At 30.2% G+C, this 17,867-nt stretch carries 14 protein-coding genes; all 14 read left to right on the top strand.

Annotation, left to right across the window (positions count from 1 at the left end; all coding sequences use genetic code 11):
• The first annotated feature begins 43 nt into the window (after positions 1 to 43).
• The 14 genes from tssD (at position 44) to A8C32_RS00320 (ending at position 17,838) form a co-directional block, all read left to right on the top strand.
• The gene (gene tssD, locus A8C32_RS20450; protein WP_165605765.1) at positions 44 to 598 is read left to right on the top strand and encodes a type VI secretion system tube protein TssD; all 555 of its coding nucleotides are present in this window, start codon (positions 44 to 46) and stop codon (positions 596 to 598) included.
• Positions 599 to 796: 198 nt separating this feature from the next.
• On the top strand, positions 797 to 2,608 hold the full coding sequence (locus A8C32_RS00380; protein WP_069828470.1) for a type VI secretion system Vgr family protein: 1,812 nt from the start codon (positions 797 to 799) through the stop codon (positions 2,606 to 2,608).
• A 2-nt stretch (positions 2,609 to 2,610) separates the two neighbouring features.
• Complete coding sequence (locus A8C32_RS00375; protein WP_069828469.1) at positions 2,611 to 4,053, top strand: polysaccharide deacetylase family protein; 1,443 nt, start codon at positions 2,611 to 2,613, stop codon at positions 4,051 to 4,053.
• Between the two features lies 1 nt (position 4,054).
• Positions 4,055 to 4,453 (top strand): hypothetical protein, encoded by a 399-nt coding sequence (locus tag A8C32_RS00370; protein WP_069828468.1) that lies wholly within the window; start codon positions 4,055 to 4,057, stop codon positions 4,451 to 4,453.
• A 58-nt stretch (positions 4,454 to 4,511) separates the two neighbouring features.
• The gene (locus A8C32_RS00365) at positions 4,512 to 5,177 is read left to right on the top strand and encodes a hypothetical protein (protein ID WP_165605764.1); all 666 of its coding nucleotides are present in this window, start codon (positions 4,512 to 4,514) and stop codon (positions 5,175 to 5,177) included.
• Between the two features lie 306 nt (positions 5,178 to 5,483).
• Positions 5,484 to 5,882 (top strand): hypothetical protein, encoded by a 399-nt coding sequence (locus tag A8C32_RS00360; protein ID WP_069828466.1) that lies wholly within the window; start codon positions 5,484 to 5,486, stop codon positions 5,880 to 5,882.
• A 139-nt stretch (positions 5,883 to 6,021) separates the two neighbouring features.
• Entirely contained in the window at positions 6,022 to 6,855 is an 834-nt protein-coding gene (locus tag A8C32_RS00355) for a hypothetical protein (protein WP_069828465.1), read from the top strand.
• A 2-nt stretch (positions 6,856 to 6,857) separates the two neighbouring features.
• Complete coding sequence (locus A8C32_RS00350; protein WP_069828464.1) at positions 6,858 to 10,829, top strand: PAAR-like protein; 3,972 nt, start codon at positions 6,858 to 6,860, stop codon at positions 10,827 to 10,829.
• 1 nt (position 10,830) lies between these two features.
• A complete protein-coding gene (locus tag A8C32_RS00345; protein WP_123803275.1) occupies positions 10,831 to 11,781 on the top strand; it encodes a DUF5991 domain-containing protein in 951 nt (316 codons plus the stop codon).
• Positions 11,782 to 11,918: 137 nt separating this feature from the next.
• Positions 11,919 to 12,785 (top strand): DUF5991 domain-containing protein, encoded by an 867-nt coding sequence (locus A8C32_RS00340; protein WP_069828462.1) that lies wholly within the window; start codon positions 11,919 to 11,921, stop codon positions 12,783 to 12,785.
• Positions 12,786 to 13,030: 245 nt separating this feature from the next.
• Positions 13,031 to 14,662, top strand: coding sequence for a glycoside hydrolase family protein (locus tag A8C32_RS00335; RefSeq protein ID WP_069828461.1), 1,632 nt, complete (start codon positions 13,031 to 13,033; stop codon positions 14,660 to 14,662).
• Positions 14,646 to 15,653: a hypothetical protein gene (locus tag A8C32_RS20145; protein WP_093455570.1), complete on the top strand. Its 1,008-nt coding sequence runs from the start codon at positions 14,646 to 14,648 to the stop codon at positions 15,651 to 15,653. Before A8C32_RS00335 ends, A8C32_RS20145 begins: the two co-directional genes overlap by 17 nt.
• Positions 15,654 to 15,783: 130 nt before the next feature.
• Positions 15,784 to 16,968: a glycoside hydrolase family protein gene (locus A8C32_RS00325; protein WP_069828460.1), complete on the top strand. Its 1,185-nt coding sequence runs from the start codon at positions 15,784 to 15,786 to the stop codon at positions 16,966 to 16,968.
• 243 nt (positions 16,969 to 17,211) lie between these two features.
• The gene (locus tag A8C32_RS00320) at positions 17,212 to 17,838 is read left to right on the top strand and encodes a hypothetical protein (RefSeq protein WP_123803274.1); all 627 of its coding nucleotides are present in this window, start codon (positions 17,212 to 17,214) and stop codon (positions 17,836 to 17,838) included.
• The last annotated feature ends 29 nt before the right edge of the window (positions 17,839 to 17,867 follow it).

Genomic DNA, 17,867 nt, shown 5'->3' with positions numbered 1-17,867 from the left:
TTAAAACAAAATATTGTAAAATTAAAATTAAAAATCCAAAAACATGGGATCATTTAGAGCAAGCCTAGAATTAGGTGGAAAAGAATTTGACGTATTATATTCAGAATACTCATTTAGTAGAGACACAGACAAAAAAGGAAAAGTATCCTCTAACGTATACGGCGGTCGTGTAACCTTAGAAATTGAATCAACAGAAGATACCTCAGTAATCGAAGCCATGTTAAACTCACAGTTTAAATCTGTAGACGGAAAAATCGTTTACAAAAAAACAGAAGAAGACGCTAAGATGAAAGAAATAGAATTTAAAAACTCTTACTTAGTATACTATAAAGAGATTTTAGATGTAAACGGAGACGTACCAATGAAGTTACGTTTTACAAACTCACAGTTTAAATCTGTAGACGGAAAAATCGTTTACAAAAAAACAGAAGAAGACGCTAAGATGAAAGAAATAGAATTTAAAAACTCTTACTTAGTATACTATAAAGAGATTTTAGATGTAAACGGAGACGTACCAATGAAGTTACGTTTTACAGTATCTGCAGAGCAAATCCTAATAGGAAACGCCTCTATAGATAACCGTTGGCCAAAAGCCTAATACAAGTAACCGCTTATAAAAAAAGAAAAGTTTTTAATATCAAGAACCATTAGATTTTTTATGAGTATATAAAAAGCGGTTTCCAGAATACCTAGAGGTATTTTAGAAACTGCTTTTTTTTTTAAATTAAAATTAAAACTAGAATAGCACAAATCCCCTCTCTCAAAAGAACTCTCATATAAAAAACACCCACCATTTATGGATTACAAAACATCAATAAGCATTGATGGGAAATACCTTTCCAACTTTGAGCAAGTTACCTTAAAACAACGCCTTAATACCCACCATGAATTTAAAATTCAAGTAGACCACGACGAAATCGAAGCCCTAGGCGTTCATACCCTAGAAGCCTCAAAAGCATGGTTAGGGAAATCGGTAGTAATATCCTTCGATGAGGCCGAATTTGTAGGCATCATCACCAATTTAAAGTTACAACATAACGATGGACATCAAGGCGATATAGAAATAACAGGCTATTCCAAAACCATACTATTAGAACAAGGCAAACATACCACCTCCTGGGTAAACAAGAGCTTAGCAAATATTATAAAAGACACCCTAGATACCGTTAACATACAAGCCCTAATAGAACCAGAACATAGAGGCCTATTAAATTACGAAGCCCAATACGGCGAAACCCACTATCAATTTCTACAACGCTTAGCAAAACAACACTATGAATGGTTTTTCTATGACGGATTAAAGCTAGTTATAGGTCAGCCAGATCGCAATACAGCTACAAAGTTACAATATGGTAGAGAACTCTCTAACATAAGCATAGGTATGGAAGCCCGAGCGAACAGCTATAATATATTTTCATACAACGCCTTAGAAGATACCAAAAACGAATCCAAAACTAAAAACAATGTCGAAGGCCTTAACGAACTAGGTATGGATGCCTTTAACACCTCCTTAGACATTTTTAAAGGCGTAGCCAACTCACACGCCGTAGCAAGAACCCAAAACAAAAGTGAGCTAGAAACCAGTGTAAAAAATAAGCAAGCTGCAGCAGTAGCCGATTTAAATATATTAGAAGCCGATTGCAACCTACAAAACCTAACCGTAGGAAGCATAATAAAAGTAAGCTCTGCCAAGTGGAGCGAGAAAGACGAGTTTGATGTTAAAAACTATGGCGAATACATTATTATAGACATAGAACATAAAGCCACAGGCAGTACCACTTATAGCAGCCATATAAAAGCCATCCCTAGTGGTGTAAAAGTACCACCAGAACCTCAGGTCGATTTACCACAAGCCAACCCGCAACTCGCTACTGTAGTAAGTAATGAAGACCCAAAAGGAAAAGGCCGTGTGCAAGTTCAGTTTCAATGGCAAAAACACGAAAAGCGAACAAACTGGATACGTGTTATGACACCAGATGCAGGCCAGAGCGCTAATCACGAACAAAACCGAGGCCATGTATTTATCCCCGAAGAAGGCGATCAAGTTATGGTAGGCTTTCGCTACTCAGACCCTAACAGACCTTTTGTAATGGGAAGCTTGTTTAACGGTAACACAGGAGCAGGCGGGCGAGTAGACAATACCCATAAAAGTATCATTACCCGTTCTGGACATACTATAGAGTTTAACGATACCAATAGGCAAGAAAGTATTACTATAACCGATAAAAACCAGAACATTGTTTTTATAGATACCGCAAACTCAAGTATACGTATTAGTGCACCAGAAAATATAAGTATAAGTGCAAAAAATATAGATATTACAGCTAGCGAAAACCTAACAGCCAGTGCAGGTGAAAATATAGGGATAAATGCAGGAGACGATATTTCTATGGGAGCAGGAGACGACACTAGAATTACTGCTGGGGAAGATTTAAGCATTTTTGCAAAAAATATAACCGAACAGGCGTCAGGTAATTTTGAATCGTTATCAATGGATTTAGAACACAGTGCAGATATTATAACAAAAAATAGTTCTAAAGAAGGCATCAATTTAAATAGTTCTGGTAATGTAAAAAGTAATACTGGAGAAAAAGTAAAATTATTTTAACAATGGCTGGAAAAATATTAAAAATAGCCAAAACAATTACTGAGACAGCAGAAAGGATGACATTTAACGCCAATAATGGTGATATCTCTTTTAATGCAGCAAAAAATGTAAATTATTCGGCAAAAAAAGATTTGGTTTACAATAGTTATGTTGCTCCCGAAGCAGAACAAACAGAAGATTTAACGGTAACTAAAGTAGTATGCGATTATAAAGAAGTAGAAATAGGTAAAACCTATACCTTTAAAGCGGTGCAGTTTTCTAGAAAACCTAAAAAAGGAGGACATGAATTGAAGCAAGTAAAGTGGGCATACCAGTTAGATGATGAGGGTATAAAAGATTTTCCTAATCAAGGAAGGATTATAGGTAATACTGTTGTTAAACAAGTTACAATTTCAGATGAAGTTTGGGATAATAAAAAAGTTAAGATTTATGCGTATATACAAAAAGCAACAGATAGTGTGAGTGTAGTGTGTGAGGTGAAGAAGATGAAAAAAATTTATTTAACTTTTGATGATGGTATACAACCAGGTACAGAAGAAGTCTTAAAGGTTTTAAAGGAAACAGACGTTAAAGCTACTTTTTTCTTAACAGGAATACATACTAAATTTTCCTATGAAAAAAATCCTGAAAGAACTTTAAGGGTTTTAAAAAGTATTTATGAAAATCATGAAATTGCAAATCATAGTTATTCTCACGCAAATTATTTCTATTCTTCTTATTATAGAAGCGGAGGAGTAAAAATATCCAAAGATTCTCGTAGAACAGTTTTAGAGGATTTTTGTTTAAATGAAGAAATAATTACAAACTATATTAAGCAGATTGATAATTCATATTCTAAAAGTCATATGATGGCTAAAAATCAAGAAAAACCATTTGCTAGATTTCCTGGTACGAACACATGGTACCTTAATGAGAGTATAAAAGAAATAAAATCTACAAGTAGAGGGCGGAAATTTGAAATTGCAATTAAAGATTCGAAAGAAGAAGCAGATGAACTTTATAATAAAGGATATAAAATTGTAGGCTGGGATACAGAATGGCATATGGATTTTGGATTAGCTTTAAAAGCTCAAGAAGATATTGTAATTAATGACACTGATTTCACGAAAGAGCATGAGGCTCATCCTGATGATGTTGATTTGTATTCTAGTAATACTTTTCTTTTAAAAAAAGAAAAAATTAAATATAATGAAACAGATAGACTGAATGAAAGTTTAGAGACTGTAAAAGAAAATATTTTAGATTTCGCATACCATTCTCGATTTCAACCATTTGATGATAAATCAAAAAAAGAAAATAAAGTAATATTATTAATGCATGAAAGAGCTTTTCGATATACAGAATCCTACAAGAGCAAAGGACGAACTGAGATGGATAAACTAAAGAAACTAATTGAAGAATTAAAAGAAGAAAATTTTCAGTTTGAAACATTAAGTAATTATTAATATGAGATATCCAGAATTAATATTTGTATTTATATGTTTAGTCTTAATAGGATACCTAGTTAGTCTTGTTTTTAAATTTAGAAAACAAAAAAATGTAAAGCCATTAATAAAAGGAATAATTATATCGGTGTTAATTATTGCGTTTAGTTTTATTTGGTTTGTCCCTATATATGTAGGTCAAAAGGGAGAAGCTCCTGTCTGTAAATTTAGGTTTAAAGCTTACTCATTTGAGTCTGACGATTATGGTGGTTATGGGACGTTTAATGATTTGTTTTTTAAGATTATGCCTAATGAATATGGAACAATGTATTTTATAACAGAAGAAGGCGGGTGGAAAGAATATTTTGGACTAAAGACATTTGAATATCAAAGAGGAGAAGCATATTTTAAAAATAAATGAGAATCAGTTTGATATAATGAAAAGGAATAAGAAAATAGTAGTAATTATACTTTCAGTAGTGATATTAATCCTTCTTTTTGTATATGCATTATACAGATACGAATGGAATAATTATGCAATAGGTAAAAGCTATAAAATACAGGGAATATCGGGTGTAGTTGAAACAAGTAGCACGATTATTCTTACAACAATAAATCCTTATCTGTTCATTTCAAAAGATTCAGGCAAAACGTGGAGTATTAAAATGTTTAATCTAAAAGAAGATGAAGATAAATTTAGTAATCTAGAAAAAAACAAAGAAACAATTTCTTTTATTTCAAGAAAAAACTCGGGAGGCGATACATCTCCACAATTTTTGTATGTAAGTAAAAATGAAGGGAGAAGTTGGGATAAAAAAAATATAAATGAATTACTTCTGTTTAATGATAATATATCAAGCGAAGATTTATCTATAGATCATGGAATTATTGAGTGTTTAGATATGGAAAGCATGACATATTATTACTCTAAAGACTATGGTGAAAATTGGCAAGAATCCAGTAAGACTCTAATAAGAAATAATAGTGTTGAGGCTTTAGGTATTAATATTGAAAAGAAGAATAATGCATATTTAGTAAAAAGGAAAGATACGGTAACAGAAAAAGCAATAACAATTTTTTCTATTAATACAGGTTTTAAAATAGGCATATTTGGAGATGTAACTTTCTTACCAAGCAACAAGTAAAACCTAAAGAAAGTTTAGCTCAAAAATTAGCTAATCATTTAGAAATATCTGTTTATGCTTTTTTAAGGCGAAGTTTATATACATCTACTTGGGATGATAAAGGCGATGAAAAGTATAAAGAAAAATATGAGCAAATTGAAGATGAAACTATAAACGGGCAAATATACCGACCACATCAATGGGATGAGGCTTTGTGGAATCCTAAAGGAGCATACTCTAAGCCAACTGCTGCTGGAAGTCCAAAAGGTATTCCTGCTAAATTATATGTGTTTAAAAAAGCCGTAGAACCAAAAGAAATGTAATTTCATGAAAATAAAAATAATTATTTTATTACTAACTATTTTAACAACATCAATACAATACTATTGGTTTTTACCTCATGGTAGATTTTGTTCTGATCCTATCGATAATAATATATGGTTACCGCTTTTATTTATACTTTTTTTGATATTTATAGGGACAACTTTAATAATAATGTTTTCTAAAAAAAAGTTACTTATTAAGTTATCACTGTTTCTAACATTGTTTTGGCTTTTCTTTAACTACCAATCTTTTAATGATAGAGTGTCATGTTGGTCAACATATTTGTTTTATGAAGAGATTAGTGAAGTATTGTCATTATCTCTTATACCAATAGGAATCTGTTTAACTATTTTTATTTTAGGTTATTTCTTTTTAAGAAAATTATTAAAAGTAAATGAATAGTTATTATAAATATATTATCTCAGTTGTAGTAATCTTATTCTTTGCTTTTATAGGCATTAAAACGATAAACACATTATGCTAATGTAACACAATAGCAAAACCAGAAGCCCTATTTACATCAAAAACCAAAATTAACCTAATGCGTCAAGACCCATATATAGTAGCCAATCCACCAAAGCGAGAACCTGTTTATAGAACCCAAGAGTATAAAGTAGAGCTGCAAACTAAAATTACAGGTATAGCCAAACCAGTAACAAGTACTGTAACTTATAATTTAGAAATAGACTACGAAAGTCATTTCTTTTTATGGAAAAAGACCAATATTAAGGTCGACCATCAAGACATACCAGAAAAAATAAACGAATTCTATTTAAAAACAGCCATTCCATTAAATAACATAAAGTTTCGTTGTACGCCGCAAGGCAAAATAAACAAGCTATATAAACATAATAAGCTGTTAAAAATTTGGGAACAGACTCAAAAAAATATAAAACAAGAATTTACAGGAGCGCCAGTAACTCAAGTTTTAGAACAGCTGGATAAGTGCTATACAAATGAAGAAGCACTCATACAACAATTAAGTAGCGATGCTGTACTACAAAGCTTTTACCGGTCGTTTATAAACGACTATTTAGTTTATTATGGGCATAGCCAGACAGTATTTACAAATACAGGGCTTTTAAGTACTAAAAATATACCTTTTGCAGGAAAGAAAACGTTAGGTAAACAAGGCGATTATTTACATTTAAAAAGTGAAACCATGCTAGATAAAGCAAAGGCTAATCAACAAGAAATAACGCATTATTTTAAAAATAAAATTAAGGATTTTAGTATCGATAATTTAGAAATAACAATAAAAGATGATGCCCTATTAGATTATAAAAAGGTATGGATACAGAAAACAAAATCGATACAAACAGTAACAATAGGCCACTATAAAAAAGAGATTATACTAACTTTACAAGCTATATAACCATGGAAGAAGACCCAATAATCCATAGAATAACCTACAATAGCGATTATCAACGAGAAAACCGTAATGATTTAGTTATTAAATACCAAAACATGTATAAACAGCATCATCCAGATGCCAATTATTCAGTATTAGATAAACGTATAAAAGAATCAAACCCAGATATAAAAAACTGGGCAAAAATAGAATTAGGACAAAAAGTAAATATCCCTATGGATATTCCTAAAAAGGAAGTTCCAGAAGAAAAACCTCTAGTAACAGTACCCGTAGAAGCAGTAAGCAATAACCCAGCAAGCGAAGCAGTAACAACTACAACAACGGCAACAGTTGAGGAAGAACCAGCAATTACAGAAGCTTCAAGCAAGCCAAGTAAAGCAGGCGTATACCCTATATGCCAAGGCGCAGAGTGTATGTGCGACAAAAGTGTAGAGCAAGCCCCCAATGGCGTATTTGAAGTAAAAACCCAAAGCTCAATATACGTAAATGATAAAGATGGCGCAGATAAATTAATAGCCAGTACAAAAGATTTATCCTTACCCTTTGTAACTAAGTCTAAAACCTTTGGGTCCTGTAAAATGCAACCCACAATGACAAGCTATTTACCCTGCATACCAAATATAGTGCAATGGGAAAAAAGTTACGAATCCATAAAACTCCCAAACCAAGGCACAGCACTTATACAAGAAAGTGAAGGTATTTGTAGTTTTGGAGGTAAAGTAACCTTTGTAACCCACGGGCAAACCCAAACAGTAAGCCCAGTAGATTTAGAGGTTACCTCTCCCGAAATAGCAGCACTAATAAGCCCAGCCTTAAGCGAAGAAATAGTAGAACAACTTCTCGCAGGTGAGTTTAACGATACCGACATAAACAGTGTAGGCGTAAAAGATATCGTAACAACAGATAAAAATAGCCCAATAAACCATACCTATACTTACCACGAAGATCATAGTATTGTAGAATTTAAGGTGAGTAAAAGTAACCCTCAAACTATGACCGAAGCCCAAAAAGCTGCAGTAAACTGGGTGGTTTACAGAAAAAAGGGTAATATTTATGAAGAACTCTACACCTTTGTAGATAAGGGAAGTACCTTTGCGTTTCCATACCGAACCGCAGGAATTTATGCCGTAGAAGCCTATGGAAAAAGTAAAACCTTTAATATAGAGAGAGGTAATGGTGGCGCATATAATTTAGTACATATAAAATACCAAGAATTAGGGCACCGTTTAAAACTAGCAGTAGGTAATCAAGACCGTACGCAAATAAAACGTGTACGACCAACCGAAATTATAACCGTAAGTGCAGGTATGTTATTTCCAGATGTAACGTCACTAAAACCAGGGCATATTTTATGGGAAGTCACCTCTGGTGGAGAGGATTTAGAGTTTACAAAACATGCTACCTTAGCCCAAATAACTATAGCAGCACAAAACAATACAAAAACAAAAACAGTATACGTTAAAGCCTCGTGCAATGGCGTAAGTACCGAATCCTTTAAGTTTTATATAGGCAATAATTATGTAAAGGCGATAAAAAGTGATAAAGAAACCATTTGCATATTAAATAAAGGAGAAGCCGAAAAAGAACGCCATAAAGTAACCTATAGTGTGGCTGCCTATGCTATAGAACCAGCAACCGAAGCAGAAAAAGCTCTAGTAAAATGGATCGCCTACCATAATACTCCAAAAATAGAAAACGAAATAGGCACAGGGCATAGCCTTACTAAAACTAGCGAAAAAGAAGGCGAATGGTATGTAGAAGCTTATGTAAAGGAACCGGGAGGTATAGGGAAAGCAACAACCAAACCATTAAAAGCCATAACCTCTAAAATAACCAAAGCCTATTGGGCAGATAAAGACGGAAATAGTATAAATAGAAGTGGCTATAAACACCAAGTTTACATCCATATAGAAACCGAAGGATTGCAGGGCGAAAAGCTACAATTAAAAGTGTGGGAATCGCAAAAAGGCAAAGATAAGTGGGTAGAAAATGCAGGTACAGCCATAGAAATAAAAGACTCTAACGGTATAGTAAACCAAGCCTTTACCATACCCGAAGACAAAGCAGGTCTATCTGAGAATTACAAATACGAATTCTTTTTTACCATAGAAAAACTAGACTTTACAGTACAAGGTACCCAAAAAGATGCCCAAGCAGGCAACCAATATATACTTGTGCCAGACGGTAAAGTAAGGTACCTAAATGTAGACAGTAAAAAGAAAATTACAAGCTTAAAAATATACGAAACAGGCAATAAATTACACACAGGTATTGTTAAATACGGCGATACCGTAACCATAAAAGTAACCAGTCGTAATTTAATAAACGAAGACTTAGAGTTTATTATTTACGAAGACTTTTGGTTAATAGGAACAGACCAAGATCAAAAAGAAACCATTAAATTAAAAATTGATAACGAAGGTAATGCCGAAACCACCTTTACCATACCATGCGCTTGGGAAAACAAACATGAAGAGGGTAAAGAAGGGATACCTCGTAATTTTTATTTAAAAGAAAAAAATAGTGGCGAAGAGTTTCCTAGAGCTTATTATGTAGCTAACCCCAATAAAACCGAAGAGGAAAACAAAAAGAATAGCCAACGTATTAGAGCACTTATGCTTAAAGTTGCTAAAGAATTACCAGAAAATGAAGCAGCTATAGATACTAATAATGCTGTGGTGCTTGGTGAGGAGTTGGTGTTAGAGGAAAATAAAGGAGAAACTTGTGAGTCTCTAATTTGGGGTGAAAAATTTACTTGTGCTGAACGAGAGAAAGTAATAGAAATTTGTTCTGAACTTTGGGGAGAAGAAAAAAAGATAAAAATGGCTAATAACCTTATGGCTATATTTGCTTGGGAAAGCGGAGGTACCTTCAAAACTAATGCTCCAAATATGGGGAATTCTGGAGGAACGGGTTTGATACAGTTTATGCCTAAAACAGCAGCTTTTTTATTAGGGTTTAAGAAAGACTTAAGTAAAATTAATATTGAATATGTAAAAGATTATTGGGGAAAAGGAAAAACACTTAAAAGGGTAAAGGAATTTGCAGATATGACTGTTTTAAAACAGCTTGATTATGTGAAAAAACATTTTAAACCTTTAGCTGGTAAAGATGTTGAGTTTGTAGATTTTTATTTGCAAGTATTGTTTCCTGTTTCCAGCGGAAAAGATGAGCATGTGGTATTTAGTAAAACAGGAGAAGGTATAGATATAAATGATCCATATTTTAATAAGCGAGTAGAGTCTTATACTCAAAATAGTGGTATGGATGTTAATAAAAATGGGAAGTTGCTTAAAAGTGAAATAGCTATTTCTGTACAAAAATACCTTACTAAAGGAAAACCTTATGCTAATGATTGTACAGATGGTAGTTGTACTTTGTCTAGTAAAAAGAAAGATGGAGATATTATAGAAGGTAGAGCTCCTTGGATGTCTTATGCTTTAAAAGAGAATAGTAAAAAAGTAAAGGCTTGGAGTAATGGTAATAATCCGAGAATTGCAGATTATTTTAATGCAACAACAAATGGTAAAGGTTGGAATGATAATACTAACTGGTGTGGAGCATTTATAAGCTGGTGTTTTAAACAAGCGGGTTATATACCACCATCTTTATCAGCTAGAGCTGCAATGTGGCAATTTTGGAAAAAAATTGATAGACCTATATATGGAGCAGCATCCGTAATTGATTGGGGACCAAATGATGAAGCTCTTCCTTTAGGAAAGGATGATAAAATTGGAGGAGCAGGACATATTACTTTTGTAGTAGGAGTCAGTGAAGATGGAAATTATTATTATTGTTTAGGAGGGAATCAAGGAGGTGTTTCAGGAGCAAGAAATGTCCAAATATCAAAGTATAAAAAAAGTAGTATGGATTGGTTTGTTATTCCTCCGAATTATGATCCATTAAATGAAGAGTATAATCTTAAAGTAATGAAAACGATAACTGACGTAGATAGTATTAAAACCACAAGAAATTAAAATGAGATTATTTTTATTAATAGTATTAATGATTTTTACATCGTGTAAAAATAAGTTAAGAAAAGAGAATCAAAAAATAGAAAGAGGCACTTATTTGTTTTTTCATAAAGAAAAATCTAATAAATATAAGTTAAGCTATAATATTGACATTGTTAAGCTTGATTTAAAAACTAAAGATACTATTTGCACAAAAGTTATTTATAGCAAAAAACCTATGGTAAATATAGAGGTTTTAGATAACGACCATTTTCAAAGTATAAACAAAGAAGAAGGTTTTTATAATTTCTTTTGCTATTTAATTTTAATTGATGGTGAGTATTTCGAATTGACTTTGAATTGTTTGGATGATATTTCTTTAATTTCTATTAAAGAAGAAATATCATACATAGATGAAAATAATAATACAGATGCCATTTTCAATCAATTTTTGTCTAAAATAGATAAATTAAACATTTCTAACATTTTAAAGAATAAATGTAAAGAGTATTTAAGGGTTGTTTATTCTGAAACAGAATTTAAATACTCTAAAATAGAAAATATGATATTAAATATTGGTTTGGATGTTTCAAAAAACATAAAAATGAATAATTCTAGATTAAATGATATTGATTCTATATGGTATGGCAATTATTCTCTGTTCCAAGATTTAGGAAAGATAGATGATATAGGTATTAGTATTGGGTATTCTGTTGAAATAAAAAATGATAGTGTCATATTTTCAGGTCAAGGATATCAAACTAATTTTTATGATTTATGTACGATTAAGCAAAATAAAGATACTTTGGAACTTTTTTATAATAAAACAATAGATGGTATGGATTATAATAAAAGTGTAGAAGGTGTATTAGCTAAATTATATAAAGAGAAAGACAATTATTATATTATAAGTAAAGAAATAGATGATGGTAGTGTAGAAAATGATGTACCTGTTTTATTGTATAAAGAAGAATAGTTCGCTGGGGTTGTTTAATAAAAATCAAATAAAAAGGTACAAAATAACAGAAGAAGGAAAAATAATTGAAGTGATATAAATGGAGCTAGCAAGTTAGAAATTGTAACCTTGAAAAAAGTATAAAGAAATTATGGAAAATGGATAAATTAATAATTGTAGTGATATGTTTTTTTTTATTAGAATCTTGTAAAGAAAACAAAAAACAAGAAAATATAGATTTTTTTGAATATATAGATTTTGATTATGCTGTTAGTAACAACAATAAATCTATAATAGAGATTCCTTTTTGTAAAATAGAAACTACAGATGAAGTAACATATAGAACTAATGTAGATTATAGTGGAAGTGTTTTTTTGTTAAACAATGAAAATATAAACATTGAAGAAATAGCAAAAATTAAACTTAAAGAACTTATGCTGGAACATGAATTGTATATAAAAATCATTTTTAAAGATGATTTTTTATTAAATGATTCAGATGATTTTGTTCCTGATCAACCATGTTTGTTTTATAAAGAAAATCCAACATATAGTATATATTATTCAGGTAAAGGTTATGGTGATTTAGAGTTTGTTGAAAAGACAAATAAACAAGATAAAATAAATGAATTAGTTGGTAATAAGCTAAACATGTTGAATAGTGTTCAAACTAGTTTAGTTCCAGAAAAATGGTATGGAGATTATATTCTTTTTCGAGATTTAGGAAAGATAGACGATATAGGTATTGGTATTGGATATTCTGTTGAAATAAAAAAGGATAGCGTTATATTTTCAGGTCAAGGGTATCAAACCAATTTTTATGATTTATGTACGGTTAAACAAAATAAAGATACTTTAGAACTTTTTTATAATAAAACAATAGATGGTATGGATTATAATAAAAGTGTAGAAGGTGTGTTGGCTAAATTATATAAAGAGAAAGACAATTATTATATTATAAGTAAAGTGATAAATGATGGGAGTATAGAAAATGATGTACCTATTTTATTGGATAAAGAAAAGTAGTTTGCCTGAGTCATTTAATAAAAGCACTTATTAAGCTCATGAACTATAAATTAGTAGACAAAAACTTAAAAAATATAATGTGTTATAGTAACCATAAAAGTAACCAGTCGTAATTTAATAAACGAAGACTTAGAGTTTATTATTTACGAAGACTTTTGGTTAATAGGAACAGACCAAGATCAAAAAGAAACGATAAAACTAAAAATTGATAACGAAGGCAATGCCGAAACCACCTTTACCATACCATGACTTGGGAAAAGAACCATGAAGCAGGAAAAGAAGGGATACCACGTAACTTTTATTTAAAAGAAAAAAATAGTGGCGAAGAGTTTCCAAGAAGCTATTATGTAGCTAACCCCAATAAAACCGAAGAGGAAAACAAAAAGAGTAGCCAACGTATTAGAGCACTTATGCTAAAAGTAGCTAAAGAATTACCAAAAAATGAAGCAGCTATAGATAGTAATAATGCTGTGGTGCTTGGTGAGGAGTTAACAGGAGGTGTAGATGGAGATTGTAAAGGGAGATACTGTATACGCCAAGGAGCAGAAAGCAAATTAATACAAGAAATTAATATACGCTTAGCTGGTTTTGGAGGTAATGTACCAACTAAAAAATTTACAGTACGTACCGTAACTATGGTAAAGCAGTTCCAAAAAGATTATATGGGAATTGAGCCTACAGGTAATATTTGTGGAAGTACTTTAAAGGCTATTGATGAGTTTGAAGCTCAATACCCAATTAATTTTGATGAAATAAAATGTAAGTGTGGAAAGTGTACAGGATTTGGGAAAGGAAGAAAAAGTGAAGAGTATCAAAAAATATCTATAAAAGAAAGATATAGGAAATATGAATATCCAGGAATTCATAGAAGTTTAGTTTGTGGATATAGAGCTTCTTTATTTTATGTTGAAAAACATTCAGAGTTAAATTATACGACGAAACATATAGAATCTGGTTACAGGTGTCATGATCACCCAATATATATAAAAAAAGGAACTACAAACCATTGTGGAAAAGCATTAGATATTCATTATAATTATAATGGAGAACGTACAAGATCTACAGTTCATATGGAAGAGATTAGAAAAAAAATATTTAATAAGTATTTAGGAGCAAAATGGGATTGGGCGTTAGAAAAAGATATATTTTATTTAGAATCGACAAGTAAAGGAGCAAGAACTTGGATTCATGTAGATGTTAGAGAATTTTCACAAGAATATCTTACACAAGAATTTTTTGTTAAAAATAATTCAGAATTAAATAGTCAAAAGATAGTTGATTTAGCTAAAGAACAAGGCTATAATGAAGTTTGTCAATGTATAGGTCTTTATGCTTCAAATCAAGTGATAAATACTACAGGAGAAAATAAAAGAGTAGATCCGAAAAAACTTCAAACAAGTGATAAAGGAATTCAATTTATAAAAGATTGGGAAAGTTTTAGAAGTGAATATTATAATGATTCGGAAGGCTATTGTACTATAGGTTATGGTCATTTAATAGGAACAAAGAAATGCGAAAACATTATTATGCCAGATGAATTTAAAAACGGCATAACAGAAGCTAAAGCTGTTGAATTATTTAAAGAAAGATTAATTGATTTTGAAAAAGCGGTACAAAGAGATATTACAGTAAATTTATATCAATATGAATTTGATGCGTTAGTTAGTTTATTATTTAATACTGGTTCTCAATTTTTAAATGTAGGAGGAATAAACGATGGAGAGACAAAAATAAAGAAATATATTAATAATAAAGAGTATACAAATGGAGCGAATGAAATGAGTGATGTTACAAATGGAGGAACAAGAGGTATAGAAAAAAGGAGACAAGCAGAAATTAACATGTTTAAAAATAATATATATGATTCAACACATTAAAAACAAAAGGTATTTATTTCTTCAATTGTTTATTTGCGTACTTATTAGTTGTAAGGATAATAATAATTTAAAAATTAAAAATAATCAAAAGCCTATTTTATCAGAAACTAAGATTGTTAAAAATAAAATAGATTATGAATGGAAGTATTTTAATTGGTTTCCTATAGGAGGTGTTCAATTAAGTAGTGAGAAAAAAGTAGAAATTGAAAATAAGTTTACAGAACTCGAATTGAAAATTTTAAACAATAAAATTTCTATAAAAGATAAAGGTAATGAGGAATTATATTCAGGTTTTATTAATTCTAAGAAATTTTTTAAAAGAGACTACCTTCATAGATTTTATAGTAATTTTTTAAAGAAGGAGTTTAATATTATTTTAAAAGATAGTTTATTTCATTTTAGTAATAAAAACCATCATGATAAAAAATCAATTTTAAAAGAATACTTTAAGGAAGGGTTTGTAATAAATGACTATTTATTTGCAATTAATGAATTAGAAGGTATTACTATAGTTTTTAGAAATAAAGACTCAGTAAATTTTAATAGTCAAAAAAGGATACCATGTTTACAAAAAAAGAGTAAGAGATTACCATATAGTCAAAAAATCAATATTAAAACTGTTCAATATAGTATAATGGAATGTAGTATCGATGGAGTTTCAGATTTACTTTGTGGAGAAGAAAAACTTAGATATATACCGCTATTAGAAAAAGGTGGAATAGATTTAATCTTAGTTCCAATGGACTGTGGAGATTTTCCATATAGATATTATTTGTTAACTATAAAAAATAATCAAGTTATTTCAAGTCTTTATACAGAAGGGGAATGGTATGAACCTGAAAATATTGATAATTTAGAATCTACTTCTTTTGAAATAGATAAAGATTATATAATAAAAGTGAAAACAGAAAATGTAAATGGTGATTTAGGAGTAAATCAAACAAAAAGGTACGAAATAACAAAAGAAGGAAAAATAGTAGAAATAAAATAAGTTTAGTATAATAAAAATTTAAGAATAAACTGACGAGAAAATTAAAACTATTTAGTAGTAATACTAAATAGTTTTTAATAATATATAGTCATGAAAAATGTAGCCTTCTCTAAAATGTATTAGAGCCCTTATGCTTAAAGTAGCTAAAGAATTACCAGAAAATGAAGCTGCTATAGATAGTAATAATGCTGTAGCGCTTGGTGAGGAGTATGTGTTGGAGGAAAAAGAAGCAAAGAAAAAATATATTATTTTTCCCTTGTTGACTAAGCCTTTAAATGATATTAAAGGGATACATAAAAATTATTATTGGGCTGAAAAAAAGCAAGGAGATAAATGGATTCAGCAAGCTGCGTATAATTCAAATAGAAGCAATGGTAAACGTAAACACGCTGCTCGTGATATGTATACACCTCCAAAAACTCCAGTCGTAGCTATTGCAGATGGAGAAATTATAGGTATTTCAAATAGTTTTGCTGACGGAACAGGAGCAGTGATTGTATTACATGAAATTGAAGACGGTAGAAAGTTTATTATACGATATGGAGAGGTAGAGAATAATACCGTATCTGTAAAAGTAGGGCAAAAAATAAAACAACGTACAGTGCTTGGTAAAACTGGGTTTTTACGAACGTGGTATAAAGGAGTAGTCAAAGGTTATGAAATTTATATGCTACATTTTGAATATTTTACAGGTGACTTAGGTTATGATTTAAATAATCCGTTATCTACAAATGAAAGGCCTTTTTATAGAAGAAAAGATTTAGAAGACCCTTTAGAAATTTTACAAGAAGGTTATGAAAATACTTTTGGTAAACGCAAAAATAAAAATAATCGATTAGACTGTAAAACGCTTAAAACAAGTAGTGAAGGTGTCCATTTTATAAAAAACTGGGAGGGTTTTAAGAGTGAATATTACAATGATTCAGAGGGTTATTGTACGATAGGTTATGGACATTTAATAAAAAAGAAAAAATGTGAAGATATTGTTATTCCAGAAGAATTTAAAAATGGTATTACAGAAGTTAAAGCTATGGAGTTATTTGAAGAACGACTTAAAGATTTTGAAAAGATAATATATAGCCAAGTTAAAGTAGATTTATATCAATACGAATTTGATGCATTAGTAAGTTTACTTTTTAATATAGGTTCTTTTAGCTCGTGTCCAAAATTAAAATCAAACCTAAATAATGCTAATTATGATGGAACTGCTAATGAATTTAAAGATATTACTAATGGAAATACCGAAGGTTTAAAGAAAAGAAGACAAGCAGAAATTAATATATTTAAAAACAATGTTTATGATTCAACGCATTAATAATAGAAAATATTTATTCATTTATTTATTCACTTATTTATTTATAGTTCCTGTAATTCAAAAAGGGAATTAAATAAAAAAGAAACTACAAAAATTACTTTTGAGGAAAAAAAAGAAGGGAAATGGGAATTAGCAAAGTCTGTAAAAATTGGGGAATGGGAAAAAGGTATTGAATATACATATTCAAAAAAAGAATTAAAAAATAAATTTAAAGATTATAGTATAGTATTTAAAGAAGATGATTTGTTATTATACACAGACATAGGAAACAAGTATCACTCACTTTGTGAAGGGAATGAATCTTTAGTGAGAGAATCTTTAGATTTTAATATAAATGGAACAAATGAAGATAGAAAAAATGTAAAAATATTTTTAAGAGAAGAATTAGGTCTATTAGAGAAGGATTTTAGGGGGCTTTATAATTTAAATTGTGAGCATCCTTTTAATAAAATATTCGATTTTGGAGAAAAACTTTTAATAAGAGAATGGGGTGCATATTATTATCTTTTTGAGAAAACAAAAAAAACAAAAAAAGATTCTCTAAATAATCAAGCATACAATTGTAAAAATATAGATATAGAGAATATATATGAAGAACCATTGTTTATGACTTGTATATGCGATTATAATTTTTCTAAAAGCTATTCTATTTTTTATAAAAAATCAGATGAATATTATAAACGATTAATATTACCCAATTTACCCAAAAAAGATACTATTGCTTTTTTTGGTTCTGTAGAGACAAAATATGAGTTTTATAAAAAAGATTCTCTTAATATAACAATAACAGAAGAAGGAGGAGAAAGTGAGTATAAATTTAAAAAGATAAGTAATAAAACTAAGATAGATTACTATGCTTATCCACCATGAAAATAAATGTTACTATATTTAAATAAAAT

Source organism: Flavivirga aquatica (assembly GCF_001747085.1).
In the GTDB taxonomy this organism is placed as follows: Bacteria; Bacteroidota; Bacteroidia; order Flavobacteriales; family Flavobacteriaceae; genus Algibacter_C; species Algibacter_C aquatica.
This window is presented reverse-complemented; position numbering and strand designations above follow the sequence as displayed.

Bases quoted from the DNA above. Each gene is read 5' to 3' on its own strand.
- tssD (WP_165605765.1), top strand. From the start codon at position 44: ATGGGATCATTTAGAGCAAGCCTAGAATTAGGTGGAAAAGAATTTGAC.
- A8C32_RS00380 (WP_069828470.1), top strand. From the start codon at position 797: ATGGATTACAAAACATCAATAAGCATTGATGGGAAATACCTTTCCAAC.
- A8C32_RS00375 (WP_069828469.1), top strand. From the start codon at position 2,611: ATGGCTGGAAAAATATTAAAAATAGCCAAAACAATTACTGAGACAGCA.
- A8C32_RS00370 (WP_069828468.1), top strand. From the start codon at position 4,055: ATGAGATATCCAGAATTAATATTTGTATTTATATGTTTAGTCTTAATA.
- A8C32_RS00360 (WP_069828466.1), top strand. From the start codon at position 5,484: ATGAAAATAAAAATAATTATTTTATTACTAACTATTTTAACAACATCA.
- A8C32_RS00355 (WP_069828465.1), top strand. From the start codon at position 6,022: ATGCGTCAAGACCCATATATAGTAGCCAATCCACCAAAGCGAGAACCT.
- A8C32_RS00350 (WP_069828464.1), top strand. From the start codon at position 6,858: ATGGAAGAAGACCCAATAATCCATAGAATAACCTACAATAGCGATTAT.
- A8C32_RS00345 (WP_123803275.1), top strand. From the start codon at position 10,831: ATGAGATTATTTTTATTAATAGTATTAATGATTTTTACATCGTGTAAA.
- A8C32_RS00340 (WP_069828462.1), top strand. From the start codon at position 11,919: ATGGATAAATTAATAATTGTAGTGATATGTTTTTTTTTATTAGAATCT.
- A8C32_RS00335 (WP_069828461.1), top strand. From the start codon at position 13,031: ATGACTTGGGAAAAGAACCATGAAGCAGGAAAAGAAGGGATACCACGT.
- A8C32_RS20145 (WP_093455570.1), top strand. From the start codon at position 14,646: ATGATTCAACACATTAAAAACAAAAGGTATTTATTTCTTCAATTGTTT.
- A8C32_RS00325 (WP_069828460.1), top strand. From the start codon at position 15,784: ATGCTTAAAGTAGCTAAAGAATTACCAGAAAATGAAGCTGCTATAGAT.